Raw genomic sequence first — 26,982 nt, forward strand, 5'->3', positions numbered from 1 at the left:
GCCCCCGTACAGATCGAACAAGGAAAGCCGGCCGCATGCCTGCGGCCGTACTACATGAATTCACCTGCAACTTCGCGTCCCGGGTTGATCCCGGTGCTGGCCCTCCTGCTGGTCGGCCTCAACCTGCGCCCGGTGCTGGCCGTGGTCAGCCTGCTCACCGATTCCATCCGTGCCAGCAATGGCATGAGCTTCGAACAGATCGGCTGGCTCACCAGCCTGCCGATGATGGCTATGGGCCTGATCGCCATGGCCGGCGGCCTGGTCTATCGCATGGGCTATCGGCGCGGCGTGGCCATCGGCCTCGCGCTCACCGCGGCCTCGGCGCTGGCCAAGCTGGCCTCGCACGAACCGCTGTGGCTGATGGGCTCCAGCGTGGCCGCCGGCCTGGGCATCGGCATCGTGCAGTCGCTCATTCCCGGCTACATCAAGACCCGCTTCCCGCACCGCGTCGATCTGCTGATGGGCCTGTACGTGAGCATGATCATGGGCGGCGCGGCGTTGGCGGCGGCCAGCGCGTCGGCCCTGCTGCACTGGCTGGACTGGCAGGGCACGATGGCGTTCTGGGCGGTGCTGGCCATCGCTGGCATCGCGCTGTGGCTGCCCAACAGCGGCCATGCCGATGTGCCGTCCAACGGCAGCTCCATCAAGGCAGCCACGCCCAGCGCATTCCGTCCCTGGCAGCACGGCCGCACCTGGTTGCTGGTCGCGCTGTTCTGCGTGTCCAGCAGCTGCTACACGCTGTGCCTGGCCTGGATCGCGCCATACATGATGGAAGCAGGCGTGCGCGCCAACGAGGCGGGCTTCATGCTGGCGGCATTGAGCCTGTCCGAAGTGGCCGGTGGCTTCCTCGTCTCCTGGCTGGCGCCGCGCTTCCATGACCGCCGCGTGCTGCTGGGCCTGTTCCTGGCCGCCACCGCACTGACCTACGTGCTGATCGGCGTGGCGCCGATGTATGCGCCGTGGCTGATGATGTGCCTGCTCGGCCTGTCGATCGGCGGCCTGTTCCCGATGACCCTGATCCTGGTGATGGACCACTGCAGCCAGCCGGCCAAGGCCGGCATCCTGGTGTCCTTCGTGCAGGGCGTGGGCTATCTGGTCGGCGGCATCCTGCCGTTCGTGGCCGGTTCCATCCGCGACACCGTGGGCGACCTCAGTGTCGCGTGGGTGGCGATGGCCTGCGTGACGGCTGCTGCACTGGTGCTGGCGGCACGCGCAACGCCGGCCAGCGCGGAGCGCTTTGACGCGCGATGATCGTGCATGATGCAGCGGCGTGGCGTCTGGCCACGTGCTGCCAAGGAAGGCGATGTATCGCGCCGGACGGGGCGAAAAAGAGGAAGGCCAGAAGCGGATCCTGGCAATCGACATCCGTCGCGAAGGCTTCGAGTGGGCGCTGACCCATGGCTTTGACAGCCGTGCCGAACCCGGCATGGAGGCGGCGGCGTGGGAGCAGCTCAAGGCTCGATCCCCGGTGCGCATCCAGTGGGATCCCGAGCGCGATCTGCTGCTGCGTCCGTTACCCCACCGTGCAATCCAGATAGGTCTGGGCAGGGAGGCGGTGCGTGCCTATGTCGGTGAATGGATTCGAGGCATCACCGATGTGACGGCGCAGGCGCACGCCATCCATGCGCTGGTGAAGGAGAGAAGGATGGAGGAAGCGCAGTCCGCACTTCCCCGCGAGCGGGTCTACCCTTAGCGTTAGGCCTGCGCTGGATGCTGGCAGGACGACCGGCGCTCCCCAGGGCGCACGGAAATGGCGCCGCCAACACCTCGACAGAGTTCCCTGAACCGCAACTTCATTCATGTACTGGTAAGTTCAATATTCAGGGTCGATTTCACCAGCAAACGGATAATTCACACCTGTCGAGCGCCTCTTCTCTCTCCCTCTCTCCCGGGCAGGCGGCCGGCGAAACCAAAAATAATTAAAGGTGTGCCCCGATGAACAAGAATTCGCTGCTCGCTCTGGGTCTGCTGGCTGCCCTGCCGTTCGCTGCATCGGCTGCCGATGGCCTGTCGTACAACTACGTCGAAGGCGGTTACGTGAACACCGATGCCAAGGGCGGCGACGCCGATGGCTGGGGCGTCAAGGGCTCGGTTGCCGTGCACCCGAACTTCTCGGTCTTCGCTGATTACAGCAAGCAGGAAACCGACACCTTCAAGAACGACGTTGACCAGTGGCGCATCGGCGCCGGCTACAACTACGGCATCGCACCGAACACCGACCTGGTGGCTCGTGTTGCGTACCAGAAGTTCGACATGAAGCACGGCCTGGACTTCAACGGCTACTCCACCGAAGTGGGCCTGCGCACCGCGTTCAACCCGTACCTGGAAGGCTACGCGCTGGCCGGCTACGAGGACTACAGCAAGAAGCACGGGATCAACCCGGACGGCGAGTTCTACGGCCGCGTCGGCGCCACCGCCAAGTTCACCCCGAATTGGGGCCTGAGCGGCGAAGTGAAGCTGGCCAAGGCCGGCGACCGCGAGTGGTTCGTGGGCCCGCGCTTCACCTGGTAATAAGCAGTACCGCAGTAAAAAGCGTTACCGGCGTGTGCTCTCTCTCTCTCCCACACGCCACCCGAAGCCCGGCCTCGCGCCGGGCTTCTTTTTTTCTGCCTTCGCCGCCCCGCCCGGTGGCACACCCACGCCATCGCTCCAGTTGAACCGCCACGCGTGGCTGCTCTCCTCAGCCACGCACGGCGCGGCTCTACTGCAGTTGTGCTTCCAATTCGGCCAACCGGTCCAGCCGCCGCTGCCGGCGGCGGCCAGCCCATGCGCCAGTCAGTGCCGCCACCACCACGACCGAGCCGTTCAACCACAGGTTCAGTGCCCAGGTCTGAGGCGGCAGTGCACCGGGAACATCGGGTCCAGCCTGCATTGCGGTAAGCGCCATCCACACCAACCCCGCCCAGACTGCCAGGGAAAGCCAGATGTTGACCCGCCAGATCTGCATCGAGATGCGCGCGCGCTGGCGCTCGAACGCCAGCAGTGCGGCCGGAGCCAGGCCGCGGCTGCGCCACTGTCGCCGCCGCTGCACGAAGATCCAGCCAGCCACGGCCAGTACGAACGCGATCAGGCCCCACAGCAGACCATGCGCGATCAGCTTGCGCGGATCGAGCAGGGCGCGGACGCAGTTGGCCACGGCCACCACGGTGATCAGTAGTTCAATGGCCGATCGCAGGCGGATCCAGCGGCTGCGACGCTCCGCCTCGCGCTGCAGAGCGGCCACATCCACCGCGGGCGGGCCTGGCTGCTGCTGCCACAGGGCCTGCAGATCGCCCCACTCCGGGTTGTGGGTTACCGGTTTCATCGGGTGCCTCCCATCCGCTCACGTAGTTGCCGGCGTGCGCGGCTTAGGCGCTGGGCAACGGTGTTCTCTTCCAGGGCCAGTGCCTGGCCGATCTCGCGCTGCGAAAAGCCCTCCAGGGCAAGAAGCACTACCTGGCGCAGGCCCAATGGCAGCTGCTGTACCGCCCGCAGCAGGGTGCCCTGCTGCTGGGCGCGCGCGGCCTGCTGCTGAGGGTCCGCATCGGGATCGGGCAGGTGGTCGTCCAGCGCGCTGCCGCGATGGCGCTGCTCACTGGCCAGTGCATCCATCGCACGGTTGTGCGCCACCCGCGCGATGAAGGCGCGCAGCGTGCCTTCTTCGCCGCGCCAGCGCGGCAGCGCCTGCCACAAGGCGATGCTGATCTCCTGCAGCAGATCGTCGCGACGCGCAGGTTCGCGCGCGTAGCCGCTGGCCATGCGTGCGAGCAGAGGCCAGTGTGCCTGCAGCACCTCTGCGATATCGATGGACTGCGTCCTGCCCACCCGCGCTCCTCAGCCGATGCCGTCCGCGAAGACATCGCGGTAGATCCAATAGGATACGTAGCCGAGAAGCAGCAGGGGCAGCAGCAGCCACGGCTGGTACGGCAGCGCCAGCAGCAGCACCGCATTGAGCAGCAGGTAGGCACCGAGCGGACGCCAGCCTTCGCGCAGCAGCCGCAGGTTGTCGCGCAGGGCAGCACGTGCAGGGATGCCATCCAGCAGCGCACGCGGCAGTGTGGTCAGCAGCAGCATGCCCAGCGGCAGGCCGCTGGCCAGCACCAGGGCGATCTGCAGGCGAGTGACCGTGGTGGCCAGCACCGCGCTGTCACCGAGGGCGAAGGCTGCCGCGGCCGCAGGCCCGGCCAGTACGCCGGCCATCGCCACCTGGCCGGCGAAGACCACTGCCGAGAGCAGCGCCAGTACCGCGACCGTCGCGGGACGTGCACGCAGCCGGCGGCCAGCCTGCAGCGGCGCGAAGCGCCCACCGCGGACGAACTGATCCAGCATCAGCAGGGCCCACATCGATACCATCGGCACCACCAGCTTGGACACCACGACGCCGGCGACCGGCACGCCCAGCTGCAGCACGAGTTCCACCAGCATCGGCAGCAGCGCCAGCAGGAACAGCCGCAGCGGTGCGCGCCGCAGCATGCCCGCGCTGCGCGCAAGCCAGTGCAGGAGGCGGCCGGTGGGCCAGCGGCGGCTTGGTTGAGTGGTGGTGGCAGCAATGTCCGGGGCGTGCATGCGGGCTCCAAGCGGCGTGTAGTGATGATTGAAGACGCCGCCGACGGGAAAAACCTGACATCGATCTTCATCACGCCGTACTCTCATGCCAGCGCTTCAGTAGAGCCACGCCGTGCGTGGATGTTCTCCTCAGCCACGCATGGTGTGGCTCTACTGCGTCAGCATCTGCAGGGGGGGGCTTCCGCTGGAATCGGCCGCACTTCGCCCCTCGCACCTGATTGCTGCGGGAGCGCCAACCAAGGTTGGCGACTACCAGTAGATCCACGCCATGCGTGGATAGCATGACCAGTAGATTCACGCCATGCGTGGATAGCATGACCAGTAGATCCACGCCATGCGTGGATGAGCGCGCGCAAGGCAGTCGAGCAAGCTCGACTCTACCGCTGCTCGCGCGCCGCAGCACTCCACGCCCGCAGGCCGAACACCGCCAGGCCCAGGAAGAACACGTACAGCGCCGCGGTCACGTGCAGCGACTTGAACAGGTATGTGCCCACGTAGACCACGTCCACCGCGATCCACACCCACCAGCACGCCACGTGGCGGCGCGCCTGCCACCACTGCCCGACCAGGCTCAGCGCGGTCAGCATCGCATCCAGCCACGGCAGCGCCGCATCGGTGAAGCTGTGCATGGCCGTGCCCAGGGCGATGCCACCGCACAGGCCGATGGCCACGTCGCGCAGCGCCTTGCCACGCGCCAGCGGCACGATGCGGATGCTGCCTTCGTCGGCGGCATGCTGGCGCCAGTTGATCCAGCCGTAGACCAGGAAGCCACCGAAGGCGACCTGCAGCAGCGTGTCCGAATACAGCTTGGCCTCGGCGAACACCGCGCCGTACAGCGCCACCGACAGCAGGCCCACCGGCCACGCCGCCAACCGGCGCCGGGCCATCAGCCAGACGCCGAGCACGCTGCACAGCGCGGCAGTCCACTCGAGCAGCACGCCGCTCACAGCGCGAACGTGACCGACAGGCGCGCCTGTCGCGGTGCACCCGGGAACAGGTAGTAATCACCACCGCTGCTGCCGGTATCGCGCCAGTAGAAGCGGTTGAACACGTTGTCCACCGACAGGTTCCAGGTCACCGCGCGCTCATGCAGGCGATGCTGGAAGCGCAGGCCGGCATCGAACACCGAGTAGTCCGGCGCATGCACGCTGCCATCGGCGCGGGCCACGTTGGAGGCGGCATAACGCCAGCCACCGGTCACATCCAGGCCCTGCACGAAGGGCAGCGCATAGGCCAGGTGCACGCTGGCACGCACCTTGGGCACGTTTACCAGCTGGTGGCCCTCATACGCCGGCGTACCTGCATCGCGTGCGCGTGCCTGCAGCACGCTGGCGCTGGCGACGATCTGCAGCGCATCGGTCAGCTGGCCATTGGCGGTCAGTTCCAGGCCGCTGTGGGCCTGCGTGCCCTGCTGAAGGAAGGTGTAGCCCGCTTCGCTGTCGTCCGGCTGGGCGAACTGGTACGGCTGGGAAATGCGGAACAGCGCCGCGCCCAGTGTCAGTGCTTCCACCGGCACGTACTTCACGCCCACTTCCAGCTGGCGCGACTGCACCGACGGCAGGAACTCATCGGCGTTGGAGGTCCAGAACGGCGCCTCCTGGCCCAGCGAGATGCCGCGCACGTAGCTGCCGTAGACGTTGAGCTGGTCGTTGGCCTTCCACACCAGCGCGGTCTGCGGCAGGAAGCGCGACAGGCGGCTCTGCCGCTGCAGGGCGCCGCGCTTGTCATAGGCACGCTCGTCCAGGCGCACGAAACGGCCACCGGCCAGCCACTGCCAGTCATCGCCGAAGCTGACGCGGTCCAGCGCGAACACGGCAGTCTGGCGGCTGTCCAGGCGGCGCGCGGACGGGCCCGGCTGCAGCGGCGAGGGCGCGTACACCGGCACCTGTGCATCGTGGATGTTGGCGCTGCCCACGTACTCGTTGACGCTGGGGCGGCGGTCGACGGTGCGGCGGAAATAGTCGGCGCCGACGGTCAGCTCATGGCCGACGCTGCCGGTATCGAAACGGCCGCGCAGTTCGGCGCGCGCCTGCTGGTTGCGGCGGGTGTCATCCGGGCTGCGGTAATCGTAGATGTCGTAGTCGCCATTGGGCGCGAAGTAGTTGCCCGGCGTGCTGCCATCGGCGCACTGCGCGGTGTAGTAGCAGCCGTAGGCGAAGGCCACGTTGTCATCGATGACCGAGCGGCTGTAGCCCACCGACACGCGCGACTGCCAGCGCTCGCTGAAATCGTAGGTGTGCAGGGCAGTGATGTTGGTGCTGGCGATATCCACCGCGCGCTGCCACGGCTGGTAGCCGAGCAGGTGCTTGCGGTCGACGCCGCGCGGCAGCTCGCTGGCGCCCAGCAGCTGGTAGCCGGACACCGAGCGCTGCGTGCTGGTCTGGTAGTTGGCATCCACTTCCAGCTTGCCGCGTTCGCCGATGAACCAGTCAGCGGCCAGCGAGTAGAAGTTGCGGTTGCCGTCGGCGTGCTCGACGTAGGAATTGCTGGCGTCCCAGGCGGCATTGAGGCGCACGCCGAACCGCGGCGTGATCCAGTGGCCGACATCGGCCGCGACATAGCGCGAGCCTTCCGAATCGGTGCCCAGGGTGACGGTGCGCACTTCGGCGGGGCGCTTGCCCACGTAGTTGATGATGCCGCCCGGCGCCATCACGCCGGCAGCGAGGCCGGCTTCACCCTTGAGGATCTGCACTTCCTGCACGTTTTCCAGGGCAAGGCGCTGTTCGCCGGCGATGGCCAGGCCGTTGAAGCGGTAGCCGGTGGCCGCGTCCAAGGCGAAACCGCGGATGGCGATGTTCTGGTAATAGCCGACCGGTGCGTAGGCATCACCCAGCGAGGCATCGTTGCTGGCCAGCTCGGACAGCGAACGCACCTGGCGGCGGTCGAGGTAATCGCGGTCGAGCACGTTCACCGAGGCCGGCGTGTCCTTCCAGCTGCCGCCGCCGAAGGCATTGGCGCGCGCGGTATCGGCCGCGGGTTTGCCGGCCTGCACGCGCACGGCGGCCAGCTCGGTCGGCGAGCGTTCGGCGCCGGTGGCGTTCACGTCGGTGGATGCCTCGGCAGCGCTGGCGTGCAGCGGCAGGGTGGCGCAGAGGGCAAGGGCGAGCAGGGTGGGGCGCAGGCAGCGGTTCATTCGGTTCGTCTTCTGACAGCAAGGGAGACGAAGCGACGGCGCACGGACGCACCTGCCCGGAACGGGGGTGCGACTGCTGCTCAAAGCTCCCTACGCCGGTGCAAACCGGATCAGGTTCCAAGGGACTCTCTCAGCCTGGCAATCCAGGCACCCCCGCTTCAGATGACCATTTCACTACAAATGGTGGCGATTTGCGAGCCAGGGGTCGGATGAGGGGTCAGAGCCCTCACGCCGCCGCGCGCAGCGCCCGCAGCAGCCCTTGTCCCGCCTCACTGTGGAACCACGCCGGGTGCCCCAGCATGAACGGCTGCCAGGCCACGTCGGCATTGGCGGTGGAGCCGGTGATGCCTTCGAAGTACTCCACTTCGGACAGTGCGAAGTCGAAATGGACCACCGGCAACAGGTCGGCCAGCAGCTGCACGCGTCCGGCCGACAGCGGCAGCACCTCGCGGTAGCCCTGCAGCAGGGCCAGGGCGATGTCGATGCGCACGGCGTCGTCGCCACGTTCCAGTTGCAGCCAGGCCACGGCGTTGCGCTCGATGGCGGTGGCCAGGTCGAACAGCGCGCTGGTGGGCGAAGCCAGGCCGAAATCCAGCACGGTGGCCACCGCGCCGTCGGCATCCCACAGCAGGTTGGAGACGTGCCAGTCGTTGTGCGCCCACAGCCGTGGCTCGTCGCGCAGGCGCGTGGGCAGGCCCTTGTGCCAGGGCAGCACTTCCGCGTGCAGCTGCGCCTGCCAGGGAATGCGCGCCAGGTAACGGGCCAGGCCGGGGCGGTTTGGCAGATCGGCCTGCAGCGCCCCGATGGGATCCTCGGCGCGGATCAGGTCATCGCGCGCCACCAGGATGTGGGTACTGCGCTGTGGCGCGTGGAAACTGGCCGAGGCCTGGTGCAGGCGCGCCAGCATGCGCCCGGCCTGCAGCGCCTGCGCGCTGTCGGTCAGCAGCGACCACGACACCGCATCGCGGTACAGGTCCGCACCCGCGCCGGCGGCGTGCAGTTCGTAGGTCCACGGCCCATGCTCGACCGCAGTCGCGCCATCAGCAGCGGCCAGCACCTGCACCACCGGCACGCCGTGTGCGGCCAGATGGGCGATGAAACGGTGTTCTTCCTGCAGGCAGGCGGCGCTGCGCACGCTGTGGTGGTGGCGCTTGATGAACACCTGGCCCATCGCGCCCTGCACGATCGCCGCCGCCGACAGCGGGCGCGGGCTGTGCCAGTGCAGCGTGCTGTCCGCCGCCAGTGCCGGGTACCGCGTGCACAGCCACGCCACTTCGTCGGCGCGGATCGCTGGCCAGTCGGCAGCGACCTCGTCGTTGTTGAGGCCCTGCACGCGATGGGGGGAAGAAGTCATGCCGCAGCCGCTGCCCGGAAAGGAGTCACCAAGGCTGCGCATTCAACGCCATGGGCGCTGCCGGCGCAAGCTGCGGGGGACAAACGAAAACGGGCAGATCCAGGATCTGCCCGTTGCCGGAATCATCAAGCGGCGGCGCGCTTACCAGCCGCGATGACGGCCGCGATCGTGGTAGTGGCGGCGGTCGTGGCCACGGTCGTGGTAGCCGCGGCTGTAACCCCGGTTGTAACCGCGGTCGTAGCGACGGTTGTCATAGCGACGGTCATAGCGGCGGTCGTGGTGGTCCTTGGTGGTCAGGTTGCCGATGGCACCACCGGCCACCGCGCCACCGACGGTCGCGGTCGGGTCGCCGTTGGAGATCAGATGGCCGGCCACGCCGCCCACCACCGCACCGACCACGGTGCGCTTGTCCTTCCTCGACATCGCGCTGGCATCGCTGACCACCGCCACGCCGGCCAGCAGGGCAAGGGCCATCGCCAGGCCACGGAAGCTGATTGCGGACGTACTGATCATGTTCGGTTCTCCTGTCTGGGGCTTGCCACGGTGGGCAGGGAGGGCGGGGGCGCCCTGGCTGCCGTGCTGTCCAAACTGGTCTTCCAACATTGTCGGAACATTGCGCCTGGACGGCCTGCGGCGTGCGTATTCATCTAGCGTCATGGGCGATGAAGCGCACCTGAAAATCCGCCTGAACGGGAGCTGCAACACACGGGGCCGAAACGTTTCCTTCAGGAAAACAGGAACGGGGCCGGAGCCCTTTCGCGCGGAAAGGGATCCGACCCCGCCTGGATCAATGACCCATCGCGCGCTGGGTCTGGCGTTCCTGTTCCTGGTGCTGCTGCTGGCGGTCCTGCTGCAGCACGCTCGGTGCACCCTGCACCGCGCCGCTGTTCAACGCCATGCTCTGTTCGCTGGCGGCCTTCACGTCCACCGCCGCGCGCATCGCGGCCGGGTCGTTCATCGCGCCCTGCACGGCGAACAGGCGCTCGCCGTTGGTGCTGGGCACCACCGAATCGATGCGCTGCAGGCCGGCTTCGTGCGACTGCCGGGTCAGCGATGCGGCAGCTGCTTCCAGCGAATGGCGGTCCTTGAAGGTGCCGGCGGGCAGCTGCTCCAGGCTGTTCACCGCCTGGTTGTACATCGGGTTGCGCGGGTGGCGCTCGTCGTTCAGCAGCGGGCGTTCGCGTGCCTCCTGCATCGCGCCCTGGGTCTTCGGACCGATGATGCCGTCCACGGCCAGGCCGTTGTCCTTCTGGAACTGGCGCACCGCCGCTTCGGTGTTGCGGCCGAACTTGCCGTCCTCGAACAGCGGCTTGCCATCGGCGCCGACATAGCCCAGGTGGCCGAGGTTTTCCTGCGCCTTGCGCACGCCTTCGCTGTGGTCGCCGTGGCGATGGATCTCGTTGCGTGCTGCCTGCGGTGCGGCCGCGGTGGCCTGCGCCGGCGCGTCCTTGTGCTGGCCCTGCTGCTGCGTCTGGGTGCGGGTCTCCAGCAGGTCACGCGCCTTGTGCAGCGGGTCGGAGGCGAACAGCTTCCAGTTCGGGTGGTTCTCCACCTGCTTCAGGTAGTCCTCCACCGGCATGGTGTGCACGCCCTGCTTGCCGGTGGACTGGCTGATCAGCAGCTTGTCGGTGTTGGGGTCGCGCACCACCATCACGATGTGGTCGATGCCGTTCCAGTGCTCGTGCTTGGTCTTGGCCGTATCCAGGCCGATCACCATGCCTTCCTTCAGCGCACCCGGCTTGAGGATGTCGTCGCGCTGCAGCAGCACGCCCGAATCCTTGTACGCCTGCTGCACGATGCCGCCGGAGCCGGCGAAGCCCAGCTTGATACGGTCCGCATCACCGTAGACGGCGTGGCCGGCCTTCTGGTTGATCTCGTCCTGGGTCTTGTTGAGCATCGTGCCGACCCAGCCGGAGCAGTCCACGTAGCCCTGGTCGACGTTCTTGCCGGTGATGCCGTTGCCACGGTAGTACTGGCTGGACGGAATGTTGATGGCGTACTTGACGTCGTCGTACTTCACGCCGGCCTCGTAGGCGGCGCTGAGGCTGATGCCCGGCTTGTCCTGGTTGGCGGCCACGGGTGCGGCCACGGTGGCGGCGGTCGGTGCCGGCACCGTCTGCGTCGGGCCGGCCGGTGCCGGCACCGGGGCGCTGCGTGCCGGCGCATCGGCGCTGATCGGCGCGATGTTCTTTTCCGGAATGCTGATGCCGTCGTACTTGCGGTCGTAGTACTGGGCGAAGGTGCTGGCCAGGTCCTTGTCGTTCATCGCGCTCATTTCCGCACGCGTGTGGCCGGTCAGCGCCTGGATGTCACTGCCGATCTGGCCCATGATCCGCGGCCGCATGTTGATCACATCGCCGTGGCCATCACGCACCACGCCGAAGGTGCCGGTGGCGATGGCGGTCTGGATCGAGCCATAGCCGGCCGCACCCTGCTGGTGTGCCAGGTACAGGTCCAGGCCGGTCGGCGAGGCTTCGCCGGACAGGTACGGGTGGCCGGTGCGTTCATGGCGCTTCTGCATGTCGGCCAGGTTGCGCTGGAACATGTCCGCGGCCGCTTCGGTGTTGCGGGTCGGGTCGTACTCGTGGCCGGTCAGGCCGTACTGGCGCGCCGAGGATGGCAGGAACTGGAACAGGCCCTTGGCGTCGGTGCGGTTGTTGTGCGCGCGTTCGTCGAACTGCCCGCCGGTCTCGATGTGGGCGAAGCGCAGGAAATCCTCGCTGGAAATACCCTTGCGCTGGGCGACCTGTTCGATGATGTCGAGAACTTCCTGTCTGCTGTAGTCACGCTGTGCCATGACGTTTTCCTCTGGGGTTGATGGAGCGGCCTGGGCCGCGTTTCGCCAACCGGACTCATCCTTGAGTCATCAACATGTCGGTCAACAGGTACTGCGATGTGTGCTTACGGTGCGACGTAGGCCTTGCGGGCGGCGTCGTAGCGGTACTGGCGTGCGTCGGCGGCACCCAGCGCACGGGTCTGGCCCGGGCCGGCGATGGTGGTGCCGGTCTCGCTCACGCGGATGGCCGGCAGGTCGCTGCCCGGCACGGCCTCGAAGGCCAGCGTGCCCTGGCTGCTGACGCAGGGCATCACCGCACCGTCGTCGCAGGCCGCCGAATTGTCCTCGCCGGTGATGACGGTGCCGGCGCTGGCCCAGACCTGGCCATCGTCGGATTTCTCGTAGTCCGGGTTGAACAGCAGGATCTCGTAGCTTTCCACGCTGACGCCGCTGCTTAAGGCGCGGGTCGGCACGGCCAGCACCAGCTTGCCCGACGCCGTGCGGTGTTCCACCGGCGCGCGCTTGCTGTCCACGTCCGGCGCGCTGCCGTAGGCACCGATGGTGCCGATCCACGGTTCAGCGCCCTTGAACACCCACGGGCGGTCCGGCTTGTCGCCGGTCAGGGTGAAGGTGGCTTCGGAGAGAGTGACGCGGCTGTCCGGGCCAGCCTCGTCTTCGCCGGCCTTGCCGAACTTCTGCGGGGTGTTCCAGGCAAAGCCGGTGTAGTAGCGGGTGCCTGCCACTTCATAGGTGTGGCCGAACCAGAACGTGGCCACGCTGCCGTTGGCCACTTCGTAGGAAACGGCGCCATCGCCGTCCACCTGGTAGATGAAGTACAGCACGCTGCCGGCATCGGGCGGCGTGGCAACGGCCGCGGGGGTCGCGGCGGCGGTAGCGGAGCTCTGCATCGGGGCAACTTCCTGTCGTGGCGCGTCGGCGCCCTGCGGTGAAGCGGTCGAGGTAGAAGGGGTGCATGCGCTGGCCAGCAGCGAAACAGCAAGACCAGCAAATGCCAGGCGCAATCGCGTATGGGCCGGTGCCAGGCAGACGGTGGGGGAATGGATCATGCGCCTCTCCATGGTGTGCGGGCGCTGGGCAAGACGGCCAACGCAGAAAACCGGCCGCCCACAGGGGCGGCGCGATGTAGTGATGAGCCGGTCGATTCCTTCGACCTCGCATGGGAAAGCCCATCCCGGCCGATCATTGCACAGCTGCGACCGCGATCACAGGGGGAGGCGGGCGGGAAGGCGTGGGCAACTCCGTGAAACTGAGAACCAGTTCTCAGATTTTCCCGTCACGCAGATAGTCGAACAGTTCGGCGTCGCCCTTCAGGCCCAGCTTGAGCATCGCATCGCCCTTCTGCCGGCTGATGGTACTGACACTCTTGTGCAACTGCAGGGCGATTTCCTTGACCGTCATCCCGGTGCCTAGCAGGCGCAGCACTTCCACCTCGCGCGGTGACAGCGGCTTGCCATCCCCTTCACGCATGCGCCAGCCGCCCGCTTCCTCCACCCGCTCGCGCAGGCTGCGGCTGATGTAGGACTGGCCCCGATACACCGTCTGGATCGCCTGCGGCAGTTCCTCCATCGACGAACTCTTGTCGACCAGGCCGAGTACGCCGCAGTCCAGCACCATGCGCAGGATGGCCAGGTTGTTGGAGACGCTGAGCATCAGCACCGGCAGGTCGGGGTAGCGCCGGCGGATCATGCCGATCATCGCGAAGCCATCCGCCTGCGCGCTGCCGGGCATCGAGTAGTCGGTCACCAGCATGTCGCAGGGCTGGCTGGCCAGCATGGCCATCAGCGCCTGCACGCTCTCCGCTTCGCCGACGACCCGGCCGACGCCGCTGGCTTCGATCACGGCACGGGTGCCGATGCGTACTACGGGGTGGTCGTCTGCGATGATGATGCGCAAGGTCATGCTCTAGTATGGCCTTTCGGGCAGTGCGGCCGCGAGCTGCGCGGTACCAGGCGGGTTTCTCGGAGAACGTCGCAGATGCGGAACCGGGCAGTGCGTGGATGGGTCCTCCTGCTGGGGCTGCTGGGCCTGTCCGTGCTGGCGCAGGCCGAACCGGGCCCCCTGCCGTTGACTGTCCTGCAGCGCCAGTTCCTGGCCGCGCATCCGGTCATCGTTGCGGGCCAGTATGACAGCGGTTGGCCACCGTTCGAGGACCTGCAGCAGGGCCAGCCGGTGGGCCTGGGCCCAGAGTACCTGTCGCTTCTGGCTCGTCAACTCGGGGTGGAATTGCAGTTCCGTCGCTATCCGGACTGGAATGCCGTGCTGGATGCGGCATGCCGCGGCGAGATCGACGTGGTGATGAACACCGCGCTCAGTCCCGAACGCGCCCGCTGCATGGTCTATACCCGCGCATATGTGGAAGCACCGCTGGCGATCGTCGGGCGCCCGGGTGATCTGCGCGCATCCGAAACGCCGGACCTTGACGGGCTCCGGGTGGTCATCGAACAGGACTTCATGACTGCCCCGCAGGTGCGCGCGCGCTTCCCTCGGGCCCGACAGCTTGTCGCAAATGACACGCAGACAGCGCTCGCCATGGTCAGAGACGACAAGGCGGACGTCTTCATCGGCAATGCCTACGTCGCCACCGAACTGATCGCGCTGAAGAAGATCGACGGCGTGGTGATGCTGCGGCCCAGCGATCTGCCGCCCGAGCGCCTCCACTTCGGCGTGCCCAATGGCAGCCAGCCGCTGGCCGAAGCGCTGGATGTGGCGCTGGCCGCCAGCAGCCCCTCCCAGCGCGAGGCGTTGATGGAGCACTGGCTGCCGCCGCTGACGTGGTCGGCGTCCGCGCAGCTGGCACTCAGCCAGGCCGAGAAGCGCGTGCTGCAGGAACCATTGACGATCGGCTTCGCGCCCAATGCGGCCCCGCTGTCCTTCGCCGACGACAACGACCAGCCCAGCGGCTTGGCCAGCGACTACCTGCGCCGCCTGCTGCAGGCCGGTGCCCACCTGCAGATCGATCCCAGCCACGACTGGTTCGACGTGCGAGCCAAGGCGAAGCGCGGTGACCTGCAGGCGGTGATGGGCATGCCGATCGATTCGCAGTACCTGGGCCCGGACTGGGTGTTCAGCCAGCCCTTCATCAGCGTGCCCAACGTCATTGTGACCGCCCGCGACAGCCCGGTGCTGCTGGGCCTGTCCGACCTGCAGGGCAAGCGCGTGCTGCTGTCCGACCCGGAACGGGTGCGTGGCTACGTGCTGCAGCAGGCACCGCTGGCGCGCATCATTCCCACGCGCAGTGCCGAACAGGCGATGCAGCGGCTGGCCGACGGCGAGGCCGATGCCTACGTGGGCAACCTGGCGCTGGTCGACCAACTGCTGCGCAACCAGTTCGCCGGCCGCCTGCAGATCGCCGCCCCGGCCAACTTCAACGACGAACTGGCGCTGGCCGTCGACCGCCGCTATGCCGCACTGGCCACCACCTTCGACCGCCTGCTGCTGCAGATGACGCCACGCGAACGCGAGGCCCTGCGCGGCGACTGGCTGGCCACCGAATACCACTACGGCGTGCAGTGGAGCACCCTGCGGCGCTGGGGCATCCCGCTGCTGCTGATCCTGCTGACCGCGCTGTTCGTGTATGCGCTGGGCTACTGGCGCCTGCGCCGTGAGGTGGCCGGGCGCCGGCATGTGGAGCAGCGCTTGGCTGATGTCACTGACAACCTGCCGGCCATCGTCTACCAGGCGCGTCGCGCCGCCGATGGCGCACTCAGTTTCCCCTTCATCGCCGGCGACGTGCCGGCTCTGTTCGGCATCTCGGCGCAGCAGGCGATGGACGATGCCGATGTGCTGCTGCAGCGGATCGACGCGGAGGATCGCGTGCTCATCGTGCGTGGCACCGCCTTGGCCGCGCGCAGCTTCGCGCCGCTGTCGTTCGAGTTCCGTGTGCGCACCGAGGATGGCAGCGCGCGTTGGGTGCGCACACAGGCGCACCCGTACTCGGCCGAGGCCGGTGCGGTGACCTGGAGCGGCTACTGGGTGGACGTGAGCGAGGCCCGCGCGCAGGCCGATGCACTGGCGACGGCCAAGGTCGAGGCCGAGCAGGCGGTGGAAGCCAAATCGCGCTTCCTGGCCACCATGAGCCATGAGATCCGCACGCCGATGAGCGGCGTGCTGGGCATGCTGGAAGTGCTCTCGCATTCGCCGCTGGACCAGGAGCAGCAGCGCATCATCGGGGTGATCGAGGATTCCGCGCAGATGCTGCGGCAGATCCTCGATGACATCCTCGATTACTCGCGCATGGAAGCCGGCGCGCTGCGCCTGGCACCGGTGCCGATGCCGCTGCGGCCGCTGCTGGAAAGCGTGTGCCGGCTGCTGTCGGCGCAGGCCACCGCGCGTGGCCTGGACCTGCAGGTGGAGATCGATCCGCGGCTGGCGCAGGCGCATGAGGTCGATGGCGTGCGCGTGCGGCAGATCATCTTCAACCTGCTCAGCAACGCCATCAAGTTCACCGCGCAGGGCAGCGTCCGCCTGCAGGTGGATGTGCTCGGTGCCACCACCGAGGAGGGCAGCCAGCCACTGCGGCTGACCGTCTCGGACACCGGCATCGGCATTGCCGACGAGCAGATCCCGCACCTGTTCGCTCCGTTCGCCCAGGCCGGCGCCCACATCCAGCGCGAGCACGGCGGTACCGGCCTGGGTCTGAGCATCTGCCACCGCCTGGTACAGAAGATGGGCGGCGAGATTTCCCTGCACAGCGTGCTGGGCCAGGGCACGCGGGTGGAGGTGCTGCTGTCGCTGGTGGAGGCGCGTGCCGACGACGTGCAGGCGCTGCTGTCCGAACAGGAGCAGACGGCGCTGCTGCCGCCGGCGCTGCGCGAGGCCCGCGTGCTGGTAGTGGAGGACCATCCCACCAACCAGGCGATGATGGCCTGGCGCCTGCAGCAGCTGGGCGTGCCGCATGTGCTGGTGGATGACGGCCAGCAGGCGCTGGACCGCCTGTCGGTGGAGACGTTCGACCTGGTGATCACCGACTGCCGCATGCCGGTGCTGGATGGCTTCGCCTTCGCCCGCCTGCTGCGCGAACGCGAAAGCCGCAACGGCCAGCCGCGCCTGCCGATCCTGGCGCTGACCGCCAGCGTGCTGAACGATGATGCACGCCGCTGCCGCGATGCCGGCATGGACGATGTGCTGGCCAAACCGCTGTCGCTGGCCACGCTGCGGCAGGCGCTGCTGCGCTGGTTGCCGCAGGCGGCGGCACTCGAAGCGGAGCCGGCGGCTGAAGCACCGGCACGGGCAAGCGATGACGCGTCCGCGCTGGAACTGCCAGACCTGGCGGCCCTGCAGCAGCGCTTCGGCTCACTGCAGGTGGCCACCCAGCTGCGCGACAGCCTGCTGCAGGCCAGCGCGGCGGACATCGCGCAGCTGCAACGGGCGCTGGGCGAAGGTGATCGCGCCAGTGCGATCCAACAGCTGCACCGCATGGGCGGCGCGTTGGGGTCGGTGGGCGCGCGTGGCCTGGCCGAGCGCGCGGCGGCGCTGGAACAGCAGCTGCAGCAGGCCAGCGATGCCGATGCGGCACCCGTGCTGCAGCAGGTCGGCCAGTTCGTGCAGCACCTGCAGCAGCAGCTGCAACGGCTGGCAGGCTGAGTGGCCGGCTACTGCGACGCCTGCTCCTGCAGGTAGGCGATCACCAACGCGCGGCGTTCGGCGCTGGGGAAGGCGTTGTACATGCGCGTGCCGGGCACCACGTGGGTGGGCGACTGCAGGAAGGTGTCCAGGGCCTGCGCGCTCCACACGAAGCCGGCGCGGCGCATGCCGTCCGAATAGGCGTAGTCGGGCAGGCTGCCGGCGCGGCGGCCGATCACCCCGTGCAGGTTGGGGCCGAAGCGGTGGATGCCACCGGCCTTGGCCGTATGGCAGCCGGCGCAGATCTCGAAGGCCTGTTGCTGGGCCTGCAGGCGCGCCTGTGCGGGCGTCAGCGGTGCCGGCGGCGTGCGCTGGCAGGCGCTGGCCACCAGGACGAACGTCAGCAGCAGGGGCAGGCGAAGGGCGCGCATGGGCGGGCAGGATAACGGTGTGCCCGCGGCAGCGGGCTGCGACATGCGGTCGCAGCCCGGCGCCATCACATGCCCGAGTAGTTCGGGCCGCCGCCGCCCTGCGGGGTCACCCAGACGATGTTCTGGGTGGGGTCCTTGATGTCGCAGGTCTTGCAGTGCACGCAGTTCTGCGCGTTGATCTGCAGGCGCGCGCTGTCACCTTCGCCGACGAACTCGTAGACACCGGCCGGGCAGTAGCGCGCTTCCGGGCCGGCGTACTCGGCCAGGTTCACCTGCACCGGCACGCTGGCGTCCTTCAGCGTCAGGTGGCTGGGCTGGTTCTCGTCATGGTTGGTGCTGCTCAGGAACACCGAGCTGAGACGATCGAAGGTCAGCACGCCGTCGGGCTTGGGGTAGGCGATGCGCGTGTGCTTGGCCGCCGGCTCCAGGCAGGCGTGGTCCGGGGTGCTGTGGCGCAGGGTCCACGGCGGGTTGCGCACGCCGAGCTTGGGCAGCAGCCACTGCTCGATGCCGGTCATCAGCGTGGCCACGGTCTGGCCCTTCTTGAACCACTGCTTGAAGTTCTTGGCCTGCTGCAGCTCGGTGAACAGCCAGCTGGCTTCGAAGGCCTTCGGGTAGGCATCCAGTTCATCGTGCTGGCGGTCGGCGGCCAGGGCATCGAAGGCCGCATCGGCGCACAGCATGCCGGTCTTGATCGCGGCGTGGCTGCCCTTGATGCGGCTGACGTTGAGGTAGCCGGCCTCGCAGCCGACCAGCGCGCCACCGGGGAACACGGTCTTCGGCAGCGACATCAGGCCACCAGCGGTGATGGCGCGGGCGCCGTAACCGATGCGGGTGCCGCCTTCCAGGTGCTTGCGGATGGACGGGTGGGTCTTGAAGCGCTGGAATTCCTCGAACGGGCTCAGCCACGGGTTCTTGTAGTCCAGGCCGACCACGTAGCCGATGGCGACCTTGCCGGCGTCGGCGTGGTACAGGAACGCGCCGCCGTAGGTGTCGTTGTCCAGCGGCCAGCCGGCCGCGTGCACCACCAGGCCCGGCTCGTGCCTGGCCGGGTCGATCTGCCACAGCTCCTTGATGCCGATGCCGTAGGCCTGCGGGTCCTTGCCTTCATCAAGCCTGTAGCGGGCGATCAGCTGGCGGCCGAGGTGGCCGCGCGCGCCTTCGCCGAAGATCGTGTACTTCGCATGCAGGGCCATGCCGCGCTCGAAGGCCGGGCCGATGCTGCCGTCCTTCTCGATGCCCATGTCGCCGGTGGCCACGCCGACCACTTCACCGTTGTCGCCGTACAGCACCTCGGCGGCGGCGAAGCCGGGGAAGATCGCCACTTCCAGCGCTTCGGCCTGCTGCGCCAGCCAGCGGGTCACTTCACCCAGGCTGATGATGTAGTTGCCGTCGTTGTGGAAGCACTCCGGCAGCAGTGCATGCGGCGTGCTGCGCGCGCCGGTCTCGCTGAGGAACAGGAATTCGTCGCGGGTGACCTTCTGCTTCAGCGGCGCACCGCGCTCGGCCCAGTCGGGGAACAGCTCGGTCAGCGCGCGCGGGTCCATCACCGCACCGGACAGCACGTGCGCGCCCGGCTCGGAGCCCTTTTCCAGCACGCACACCGACAGCTCGCGGCCGGCTTCCACCGCGCGCTGGCGCAGGCGGATCGCGGTGGCCAGGCCGGCCGGGCCGGCACCGACGATCACCACGTCGAATTCCATTACTTCACGCGGGGGCAGGGCGTTGGCTTCAGCGCTCATCGATTGCATGACTCTTGGGTAGGGCCGGCATCGGGGCCACCGGCGGTGCCTGGGAATCGCGCGTGCGGCCACGGGCGAAACGGTTGTTTGAATGTGTCAGGGTACCGGGACGCGCGTGATCGAGCTAGATAGACGCCGTTCACCGCACGATTGCTGCAGCGCAGCGTAATGTCCCGGCCCCGGATGACCGACAATGGCCCGGTCCTGACTGCGCGTGAGTGCCATGGCTTTGCATCCGTACGATCTGTTCGATGTCCGTTCCCTGCTCAGCGAGGAAGAGCGCGCGGTGCAGGACAGTGTGGCCCGCTTCACCAACGAGCGCGTGCTGCCGATCATCGGCGATGCCTTCGACCAGGCCCGCTTCCCCGAAGAACTGGTACCGGAGGTGGCGGCACTGGGCCTGCTCGGCGCGACCCTGCCGGCCGAATACGGCGGCGGCGACCTCGGTGCGGTCAGCTACGGCCTGATCTGCCAGGAGCTGGAGCGCGGCGATTCTGGCCTGCGCAGCTTCGTGTCGGTGCAGAGTTCGCTGTGCATGTACCCCATCTACGCCTACGGCAGCGAGGAGCAGCGCCGCCAGTGGCTGCCGGCGATGGCGCGCGGCGAACTGATCGGCTGCTTCGGCCTGACCGAGGCGCACGGCGGCTCGGACCCGGCCAGCATGAAGACCCGCGCGGTGCGCGACGGCAGCGACTGGCGCATCACCGGCAGCAAGATGTGGATCACCAGCGGCCCGGTGGCCGACCTGGCCATCGTCTGGGCGCAGACCGAGGACGGCATCCAGGGCTTCGTGCTGGAAAAGGGCATGGCCGGTTTCACCACGCAGGAGATCAAGCACAAGATGAGCCTGCGCGCCTCCCTGACCGGTGCGCTGTACTTCGATGACGTGCGCGTGCCCGACAGCCACCGCCTGCCGAACGTGAAGGGCCTGAAGGGCCCGCTGGGCTGCCTGACCCAGGCCCGCTTCGGCATCAGCTGGGGCCCGATCGGTTCGGCCATCGCCTGCCTCGATGAAGCATTGGGCTACGCCAAGGAACGCGTGCTGTTCGGCCGCCCGCTGGCCGCCACCCAGAGCGCGCAGATCAAGCTGGCCGAGATGGCCCGCCGCATCACCACCGCGCAGCTGCTGGCCCTGCAGCTGGGGCGGCTGAAGGAAGCCGGCCAGCTGCAGCCGCAGCAGGTCAGCCTGGCCAAGTGGAACAACTGCCGCATGGCCATTGATATCGCCCGCGAATGCCGCGACCTGCTCGGCGGCGCCGGCATCACCACCGAGCACGTGGCGATCCGGCATGCGCTGAACCTGGAATCGGTGATCACCTATGAAGGCACCGAGACCGTGCACCAGCTGGTGATCGGCCGGGAGCTGACCGGGATCAGCGCGTTCTGACGCTATCTGGTTTCCGGACGCGATACGGGGGAGCCGAGCGCGGGCTCGGCTCTACAGGAGCGTACGTGTAGAGCCGAGCCCATGCTCGGCTGCTTTCTTTCACGCGCCGCCGGCAAACCCGTGCTGGCGCCAGGCCTCGTACATCACCACGGCCACGGTGTTGGACAGATTGAGGCTGCGGTTGTCCGGGCGCATGGGCAGGCGCAGGCGGCGGCCTTCGGGCAGGGCATCGAGCAGGTCCTGCGGCAGGCCGCGGCTTTCCGGCCCGAACAGGAAGGCATCGCCTTCTTCGAACGCCACGTTGTCATAGCGCACGCTGGCCCGGGTACTCAGGGCGAACAGCCGCCTCGGTGCGATGCGCGCCAGCGCGGTATCCAGGTCAGGGTGCACCTGCAGGCGCGAATACTCGTGGTAGTCCAGCCCGGCGCGCTTGAGCTGCTTGTCTTCCAGTGCGAACCCGAGCGGTTCGACCAGGTGCAGCTGCGCGCCGGTGTTGGCGCAGAGCCGGATCACATTGCCCGTGTTGGGCGGGATTTCCGGCTGGAACAGGATCACGTGGAACAGGGGCGCGGCATTCATCGCTGCAGTGTACCTGCGACCGGTGCCGCCATTACGGGCGCACGCCCTGCGCGGGGCAGGGCGGACGCCACTTACGGGCGCAGCAGGACCTGGGCGGTTTCGGTGGCCAGGGCCTGCAGATCGGCAGAACTCGGGCGTACCTGCAGGGCCGGCAGGTTGGTGATGACTTGGTTGGCGACGCTGGTGGCGGCGGCAGCCAGGGTGGCGGCGTAGCGCTGGGCTTCCAGCTCGGCGGCCAGGGCCACGCGCTGTTCCAGGCTCGGGCGCACTTCAACGGCGGCCAGGGTGGTGATCGGCAGGGCGGCAGCGACCGGGGCGGCGATGAAGCCGTCGCGCTCGGCCAGTTGGTCGGCGCTGGGGCGCACTTCCACGGTGGCGAGGGTGACGATGCCGCTGGCCTGTTCCCAGGCCTGCTGGGCCAGCTGGTCGGCGGCCGGGCGGACCTGCACGGTGGACAGGGTCTTGATGGATTCGGAGGCCTGCACCGACGAAACAACCGCGGTGCCGGCAATCAGGGCGATGGCGATGGCAATGGTCTTGGCGTTCATGACGGGGCCTGTTTAGTGTTGGTGAGCGGTGGTGTGGTAGTAAGGTAGAACACCAGTCCAGGGCTTGCAAGGAAAATTTTCAATCTCCTTCTTGTGTTCAGCATCCAGTCATTTTGGATCTGAAGCCCTTCCTGGCGCAGGAACAGCAGAGCAATCCCCGTGCCAACTTCATGCCATTGATTTAAAAGAGTTTTATTTGCGGCCTGGAGTGTCCGCGGGGCGTACACCTGTCCGTTCGAACTGCCGTGGACACTGTCCGGACGATGAATCCGGCTGCACGTGACCGTGTGGAAGGCAGGCCTGACGGCGCTGGGTGGCGGATACCCCCAGTGACTGGTGGCCGATACCGGCGGCCGCGCCCGCGCGCTAGGATCGCGATTCACCAACGTGACCAAGGATCCGGAAATGTCTCTCGCACTGCGCCCGCGCACCGCGCTGCTGGCCGTCGCCCTCAGTACCGCCCTCGGCACGCTTGCGCCGACCGCCGCACTGGCGGCCAAGCCGGCCGCCGCCACCAAGGTCGATATCCCGTTCGAGCAGTTCACCCTGCCCAACGGCCTGCGCGTGATCGTGCATACCGATCGCAAGGCGCCGATCGTCGCGGTCAACATCTGGTACCACGTGGGCAGCAAGGACGAGCCGGCCGGCCGTACCGGTTTCGCGCACCTGTTCGAGCACCTGATGTTCCAGAGCAGCGAAAACCACGACGGCGAGTACTTCGAGCCCTTCAAGCAGGTGGGTGCCACCGGCCAGAACGGCACCACCAACACCGACCGCACCAACTACTTCGAGAACGTGCCGACCACCGCCCTGGACATGGCGCTGTGGATGGAATCGGACCGCATGGGCCACCTGGTCGGTGCGATCGACCAGGCGGCGCTGGACGAGCAGCGCGGCGTGGTGCAGAACGAGAAGCGACAGGGCGAGAACCAGCCCTATGGCCAGGTGTGGGAGAAGATCAACCGTTCGCTGTACCCGGTCGGCCACCCGTACCACCACAGCGTCATCGGTTCGATGAACGACCTCAACGCCGCCTCGCTGGATGACGTCAAGACCTGGTTCCGCACCTGGTACGGCCCCAACAACGCGGTGCTGGTGCTGGCCGGCGACATCGACCTGGCCACCGCCAAGGAAAAGGCCGCCAAGTACTTCGGCAGCATCCCGGCCGGCCCGACCATGGCCCAGCCGAAGGTGGACGTCGCCAAGCGCGATGCCGACACCCGTGAAGTGATGACCGACAAGGTGCCGCAGGCGCGCATCTACCGCGCCTGGAACGTGGCCCAGGTCGGCACCACCGACATCGACCAGCTGCAGCTGCTGGGGCAGATCCTTGGTGGCGCCAAGTCCTCGCGCCTGAGCCAGCGCCTGCAGCACCAGGACAAGCTGGTCGACAACATCAGCGCCGGTGCCTACGGCTCGCAGCTGGGCTCCAACTTCATGGTCATGGCGACCGTGAAGCAGGGCCAGGACCCGGCCCAGGTCGAGAAGATCATTGACGAGGAAATCGAGCGCCTGCTGAAGGACGGCCCGACCGCCGACGAGCTGTCGCGCGCCAAGACCGGCTTCCGCGCCGGCTTCATCCGCGGCATCGAGCGCATCGGTGGCTTCGGCGGCAAGGCCGACGCGCTGGCCGAGTGCGCGGTCTACACCGGCGACCCGGGCTGCTTCCGCACCTCGCTGGCCAACATCGACAAGGCCACCGCCGCCGACCTCAAGCGCGTGGGCGCGCAGTGGCTGGACAAGGGCAGCCACACCCTGGTGGTCGAGCCGGGTGAGCGCGTCGCGCTGCAGGAAGAAGCCTCGGCCACGCCGAAGCCGTTCAACGTGCCGGCCGTGGACAGCAAGTACAGCACCCTGCCGGAACAGGTCGACCGCAAGGCCGGCGTGCCGCAGACCCGCGAGTTCCCGCAGCTGAAGTTCCCGGCGCTGCAGCGCGCCACCCTGAAGAACGGCACCACCGTGGTGCTGGCCGAGCGCCACGAGATTCCGGTGGTGCAGTTCAGCTACCAGTTCCCGGGCGGCTTCACCGCCGACCAGGGCCGCAAGCCGGGCACCGCCAACTTCACCATGAACCTGATGACCGAAGGTGCCGGCAAGCGGGGTTCGCTGGCCTTCGCCGATGCGGCCGACGCGCTGGGCGCCAGCCTGGACGCGGGCGCCGGCCTGGATTCGGTGACCGTCGACCTGTCGGCACTGAAGGAGAACCTGGTGCCGTCGCTGGCGCTGTACCGCGACCTGCTGCGCGAGCCGCGCTTCGAGCAGGGCGAGATCGACCGGGTCAAGGCCTCGTGGATCGCCGGCATCAAGCAGGAGAAGGTCAACCCGAACGCGGTGGCCATGCGCGTGCTGCCGCCTCTGCTGTACGGCAAGGGCCACCCGTACGCCATTCCGTTCACCGGCAGCGGTGACGAAGCGGCGATCACCAGCCTGGGCCGCGAAGACCTGGTCGACTTCCACCGCGACTGGCTGCGCCCGCAGGACGGCACCCTGATCGTGGTCGGTGACACCACCCTGGCCGAGATCGTGCCGCTGCTGGACAAGCAGCTGGGCGACTGGAAGGCCAGCGGCGATGCGCCGGTCATCAAGGCCAGCACCGCCGTGGCCGTGCCGACCGCTCCGCGCGTGTTCCTGATCGACCAGCCGGGTGCGGTGCAGGCCAACCTGTTCGCCGGCCAGGTGGTGGCGCCGTCCAGCGACACCGGCTCGACCCGCTTCGACATCGCCAACGGCGTGCTCGGCGGCGACTTCACCTCGCGCCTGAACATGAACCTGCGCGAGGACAAGCATTGGTCCTACGGTGCCCGTACCAGCGCCAGCAGCACCGTGGGCCAGCGCCCGTGGATGGCGATGGCGCCGGTGCAGATCGACAAGACCGGTCCGGCCCTGGCGGAAATGCGCAAGGAGATCGCCGAGTTCGCCGATGGCAGCAAGCCGGCCACCGAGGCCGAGGTCAACCGCATCCGCAACATCCAGACCCTGAGCCTGCCGGGCGCCTATGAGACCGCCGCTGCGGTGGCCTCGACCATCGGCGGCATCGTGCAGTTCAAGCGTCCGGACGATTACGTGGTGCGCCGCAAGGCCGAGATCGAGGCGATGACCCCGGCGCAGGTGCAGCAGGCCGCCGCCGCGATCAAGCCGCAGGGCTTGACCTGGGTGGTGGTGGGTGACCTCAAGCAGACCGAAGCGGCCGTGCGCGCGCTGAAGCTGGGCGAAGTGACCGTGATCGATGCCGAAGGCAACCCGGTCAAGAAATAAGGAATGTGCCTGCCCGCCCAGGCGGGCAGGCCTCCTGTGGTAGCGCCGGGCCAGGCCCGGCGGTTTTTCGGCGGCCAGCGAGGCCGCGCTGCGCGCTCGCCGGGCATGGCCCGGCGCGACCGGGGGGATCCGCCCCCACTCCCGGCTACCCCCGATTCAGGCTGTTCAGGCAGAATCGCCCCATACCCTCCCAGGATCTGCCCATGCGCCTTCTGCTGCTGTCGTCCCTGCTGCTCACCGTCACGGCCTGCACCTGGGTGCCGATGGAACCGGCCGGCAAGACCGTGCGCGTGCTCCCGGCGGGCCCGCTGCCGGCGGGTTGCATCACCAAGGGTGAGGTCGTGGTGACCGTGAAGAGCAAGGTCGGCTTCTACAACCGCAACCCGCTGCGCGTGCAGGAAGAGCTGGAAACCCTGGCCCGCAACGAGGCCCCCAGCGCCGGCGCCAACGCCGTGCAGGCCGCTGCGGCCCCGGCCGATGGCAGCCAGCGCTTCGCCGCCTTCCAGTGCCCGCCGCGCTGAGCGGACACCATACGGCCAAGGCTGAATTCGTAAAGATGCGGTTAAAGCCCCGGAGTTATAGAATAGCGCCCCCTTTTGCCTGAGCCTTGGCGCTAACCTCGATGCTCTTCAAGAATGTCTCGATCGCCGGCCTGGCACACGTCGACGCGCCGCATACGCTGACGACCAAGGAAATCAACGAACGGCTGCAGCCGACGTTGGATCGCCTCGGCATCCGCACCGACGTGCTCGGCGATATCGCCGGCATCCACGCCCGCCGCCTGTGGGACCACGGCGTCCTCGCCTCCGATGCTGCCACCATGGCCGGCCGCAAGGCGCTGGAAGACGCCGGCATCACCGCCGGCCAGGTCGGCCTGCTGGTCAACACCTCGGTCAGCCGCGACTACCTGGAGCCGTCCACGGCCTCCATCGTCTCCGGCAACCTCGGCGTCAGCGACGAGTGCATGACCTTCGATGTCGCCAATGCCTGCCTGGCCTTCATCAACGGCATGGACATCGCCGCACGCATGCTCGAGCGCGGTGACATCGACTACGCGCTGGTGGTGGACGGCGAGACCGCCAACCTGGTGTACGAAAAGACCCTGGAGCGGATGACCGCGCCGGACGTCACCGCCGACGACTTCCGCAACGAGCTGGCCGCCCTGACCACCGGTTCGGGTGCCGCCGCCATGGTGATGGCGCGCTCGGAACTGGTGCCCGACGCCCCGCGCTACAAGGGTGGCGTGACCCGCTCCGCCACCGAGTGGAACCAGCTGTGCCTGGGCAACCTGGACCGCATGGTCACCGACACGCGCCTGCTGCTGATCGAAGGCATCAAGCTGGCGCAGAAGACCTTTGCCGCCGCCAGGATCGCCCTCGGCTGGGCCGTGGAGGAACTGGACCAGTTCGTCATCCACCAGGTCAGCCAGCCGCACACCGCCGCGTTCATCAAGAACTTCGGCATCGACCCGAAGAAGGTCATGACCATCTTCGGCGAGCACGGCAACATCGGCCCGGCCTCGGTGCCGATCGTGCTGAGCAAGCTCAAGCAGCTGGGCAAGCTGAAGAAGGGCGATCGCATCGCACTGCTCGGCATCGGCTCGGGCCTGAACTGTTCGATGGCTGAAGTGGTCTGGTAAGACCTCCTGT

21 protein-coding genes, 1 pseudogene and 1 riboswitch are annotated in these 26,982 nt (G+C 67.9%); of the genes and pseudogenes, 8 read left to right on the top strand and 14 right to left on the bottom strand.

Annotated features, from left to right (window positions below):
• The first annotated feature begins 54 nt into the window (after positions 1 to 54).
• From FJU31_RS13710 to FJU31_RS13720, 3 genes and pseudogenes are all read left to right on the top strand, one after another.
• Entirely contained in the window at positions 55 to 1,251 is a 1,197-nt protein-coding gene (locus tag FJU31_RS13710; protein ID WP_188115505.1) for an MFS transporter, read from the top strand.
• Positions 1,252 to 1,303: 52 nt separating this feature from the next.
• Positions 1,304 to 1,693, top strand: a pseudogene (locus FJU31_RS13715) (DUF4291 family protein); the annotation flags it as partial.
• 242 nt (positions 1,694 to 1,935) lie between these two features.
• The gene (locus FJU31_RS13720; RefSeq protein ID WP_150455250.1) at positions 1,936 to 2,511 is read left to right on the top strand and encodes an OmpO family porin; all 576 of its coding nucleotides are present in this window, start codon (positions 1,936 to 1,938) and stop codon (positions 2,509 to 2,511) included.
• A 190-nt stretch (positions 2,512 to 2,701) separates the two neighbouring features.
• Here the strand turns inward: FJU31_RS13720 and FJU31_RS13725 are convergent, their stop codons facing one another.
• The 10 genes from FJU31_RS13725 to FJU31_RS13770 form a co-directional block, all read right to left on the bottom strand.
• A complete protein-coding gene (locus FJU31_RS13725) occupies positions 2,702 to 3,304 on the bottom strand; it encodes a hypothetical protein (protein ID WP_150455251.1) in 603 nt (200 codons plus the stop codon).
• A complete protein-coding gene (locus FJU31_RS13730; protein WP_246161344.1) occupies positions 3,301 to 3,804 on the bottom strand; it encodes an RNA polymerase sigma factor in 504 nt (167 codons plus the stop codon). The genes FJU31_RS13725 and FJU31_RS13730 overlap by 4 nt, the downstream gene beginning before the upstream one ends.
• Positions 3,805 to 3,813: 9 nt before the next feature.
• On the bottom strand, positions 3,814 to 4,545 hold the full coding sequence (locus FJU31_RS13735; RefSeq protein ID WP_150455252.1) for a hypothetical protein: 732 nt from the start codon (positions 4,543 to 4,545) through the stop codon (positions 3,814 to 3,816).
• A 377-nt stretch (positions 4,546 to 4,922) separates the two neighbouring features.
• Positions 4,923 to 5,480 carry a nicotinamide riboside transporter PnuC gene (gene pnuC, locus FJU31_RS13740; RefSeq protein WP_150455299.1) on the bottom strand — a complete coding sequence of 186 codons (558 nt, stop codon included), beginning with the start codon at positions 5,478 to 5,480 and terminating at the stop codon, positions 4,923 to 4,925.
• 8 nt (positions 5,481 to 5,488) lie between these two features.
• Positions 5,489 to 7,678, bottom strand: a complete 2,190-nt coding sequence (locus FJU31_RS13745) for a TonB-dependent receptor (RefSeq protein ID WP_150455253.1) — start codon at positions 7,676 to 7,678, stop codon at positions 5,489 to 5,491.
• A gap of 70 nt (positions 7,679 to 7,748) precedes the next feature.
• Positions 7,749 to 7,843: riboswitch (TPP riboswitch) on the bottom strand.
• Positions 7,844 to 7,904: 61 nt separating this feature from the next.
• A complete protein-coding gene (locus FJU31_RS13750) occupies positions 7,905 to 9,032 on the bottom strand; it encodes a phosphotransferase enzyme family protein (protein WP_150455254.1) in 1,128 nt (375 codons plus the stop codon).
• Between the two features lie 141 nt (positions 9,033 to 9,173).
• Positions 9,174 to 9,545 (bottom strand): glycine zipper 2TM domain-containing protein, encoded by a 372-nt coding sequence (locus FJU31_RS13755; protein ID WP_079224772.1) that lies wholly within the window; start codon positions 9,543 to 9,545, stop codon positions 9,174 to 9,176.
• A gap of 274 nt (positions 9,546 to 9,819) precedes the next feature.
• A complete protein-coding gene (locus FJU31_RS13760; protein ID WP_150455255.1) occupies positions 9,820 to 11,829 on the bottom strand; it encodes a peptidoglycan-binding protein in 2,010 nt (669 codons plus the stop codon).
• A gap of 104 nt (positions 11,830 to 11,933) precedes the next feature.
• On the bottom strand, positions 11,934 to 12,875 hold the full coding sequence (locus FJU31_RS13765) for a hypothetical protein (protein WP_246161346.1): 942 nt from the start codon (positions 12,873 to 12,875) through the stop codon (positions 11,934 to 11,936).
• 214 nt (positions 12,876 to 13,089) lie between these two features.
• Positions 13,090 to 13,728, bottom strand: a complete 639-nt coding sequence (locus FJU31_RS13770) for a response regulator (RefSeq protein WP_150455256.1) — start codon at positions 13,726 to 13,728, stop codon at positions 13,090 to 13,092.
• Between the two features lie 75 nt (positions 13,729 to 13,803).
• On the opposite strand from FJU31_RS13770, the gene FJU31_RS13775 reads away from it, so the two are divergent.
• Positions 13,804 to 17,412: an ATP-binding protein gene (locus FJU31_RS13775; protein ID WP_150455257.1), complete on the top strand. Its 3,609-nt coding sequence runs from the start codon at positions 13,804 to 13,806 to the stop codon at positions 17,410 to 17,412.
• Positions 17,413 to 17,420: 8 nt separating this feature from the next.
• On the opposite strand, the gene FJU31_RS13780 is transcribed toward FJU31_RS13775, so the two are convergent.
• Both FJU31_RS13780 and FJU31_RS13785 read right to left on the bottom strand, forming a co-directional pair.
• Positions 17,421 to 17,822: a c-type cytochrome gene (locus FJU31_RS13780; RefSeq protein ID WP_150455258.1), complete on the bottom strand. Its 402-nt coding sequence runs from the start codon at positions 17,820 to 17,822 to the stop codon at positions 17,421 to 17,423.
• 65 nt (positions 17,823 to 17,887) lie between these two features.
• On the bottom strand, positions 17,888 to 19,564 hold the full coding sequence (locus FJU31_RS13785; RefSeq protein WP_150455259.1) for an electron transfer flavoprotein-ubiquinone oxidoreductase: 1,677 nt from the start codon (positions 19,562 to 19,564) through the stop codon (positions 17,888 to 17,890).
• 223 nt (positions 19,565 to 19,787) lie between these two features.
• Between FJU31_RS13785 and FJU31_RS13790 the strand changes: the two genes are divergently transcribed.
• Positions 19,788 to 20,951 (top strand): acyl-CoA dehydrogenase family protein, encoded by a 1,164-nt coding sequence (locus FJU31_RS13790; RefSeq protein WP_150455260.1) that lies wholly within the window; start codon positions 19,788 to 19,790, stop codon positions 20,949 to 20,951.
• 99 nt (positions 20,952 to 21,050) lie between these two features.
• Here FJU31_RS13790 and FJU31_RS13795 read toward each other — a convergent pair whose 3' ends face one another.
• On the bottom strand, positions 21,051 to 21,530 hold the full coding sequence (locus tag FJU31_RS13795; RefSeq protein WP_150455261.1) for a tRNA (cytidine(34)-2'-O)-methyltransferase: 480 nt from the start codon (positions 21,528 to 21,530) through the stop codon (positions 21,051 to 21,053).
• A gap of 71 nt (positions 21,531 to 21,601) precedes the next feature.
• Complete coding sequence (locus FJU31_RS13800) at positions 21,602 to 22,078, bottom strand: XAC0231 family protein (protein WP_150455262.1); 477 nt, start codon at positions 22,076 to 22,078, stop codon at positions 21,602 to 21,604.
• 405 nt (positions 22,079 to 22,483) lie between these two features.
• Here FJU31_RS13800 and FJU31_RS13805 point away from each other — a divergent pair, with 405 nt between their 5' ends.
• The 3 genes from FJU31_RS13805 to FJU31_RS13815 all read left to right on the top strand — a co-directional run bounded on the left by FJU31_RS13805 (position 22,484) and on the right by FJU31_RS13815 (position 26,972).
• Positions 22,484 to 25,333: a M16 family metallopeptidase gene (locus FJU31_RS13805; protein ID WP_150455263.1), complete on the top strand. Its 2,850-nt coding sequence runs from the start codon at positions 22,484 to 22,486 to the stop codon at positions 25,331 to 25,333.
• A 203-nt stretch (positions 25,334 to 25,536) separates the two neighbouring features.
• Positions 25,537 to 25,854: a DUF4156 domain-containing protein gene (locus tag FJU31_RS13810; RefSeq protein WP_108767322.1), complete on the top strand. Its 318-nt coding sequence runs from the start codon at positions 25,537 to 25,539 to the stop codon at positions 25,852 to 25,854.
• Positions 25,855 to 25,955: 101 nt separating this feature from the next.
• Positions 25,956 to 26,972 carry a 3-oxoacyl-ACP synthase III gene (locus FJU31_RS13815; protein WP_150455264.1) on the top strand — a complete coding sequence of 339 codons (1,017 nt, stop codon included), beginning with the start codon at positions 25,956 to 25,958 and terminating at the stop codon, positions 26,970 to 26,972.
• The last annotated feature ends 10 nt before the right edge of the window (positions 26,973 to 26,982 follow it).

This window comes from Stenotrophomonas cyclobalanopsidis (assembly GCF_008710035.1).
In the GTDB taxonomy this organism is placed as follows: domain Bacteria; phylum Pseudomonadota; class Gammaproteobacteria; order Xanthomonadales; family Xanthomonadaceae; genus Stenotrophomonas; species Stenotrophomonas cyclobalanopsidis.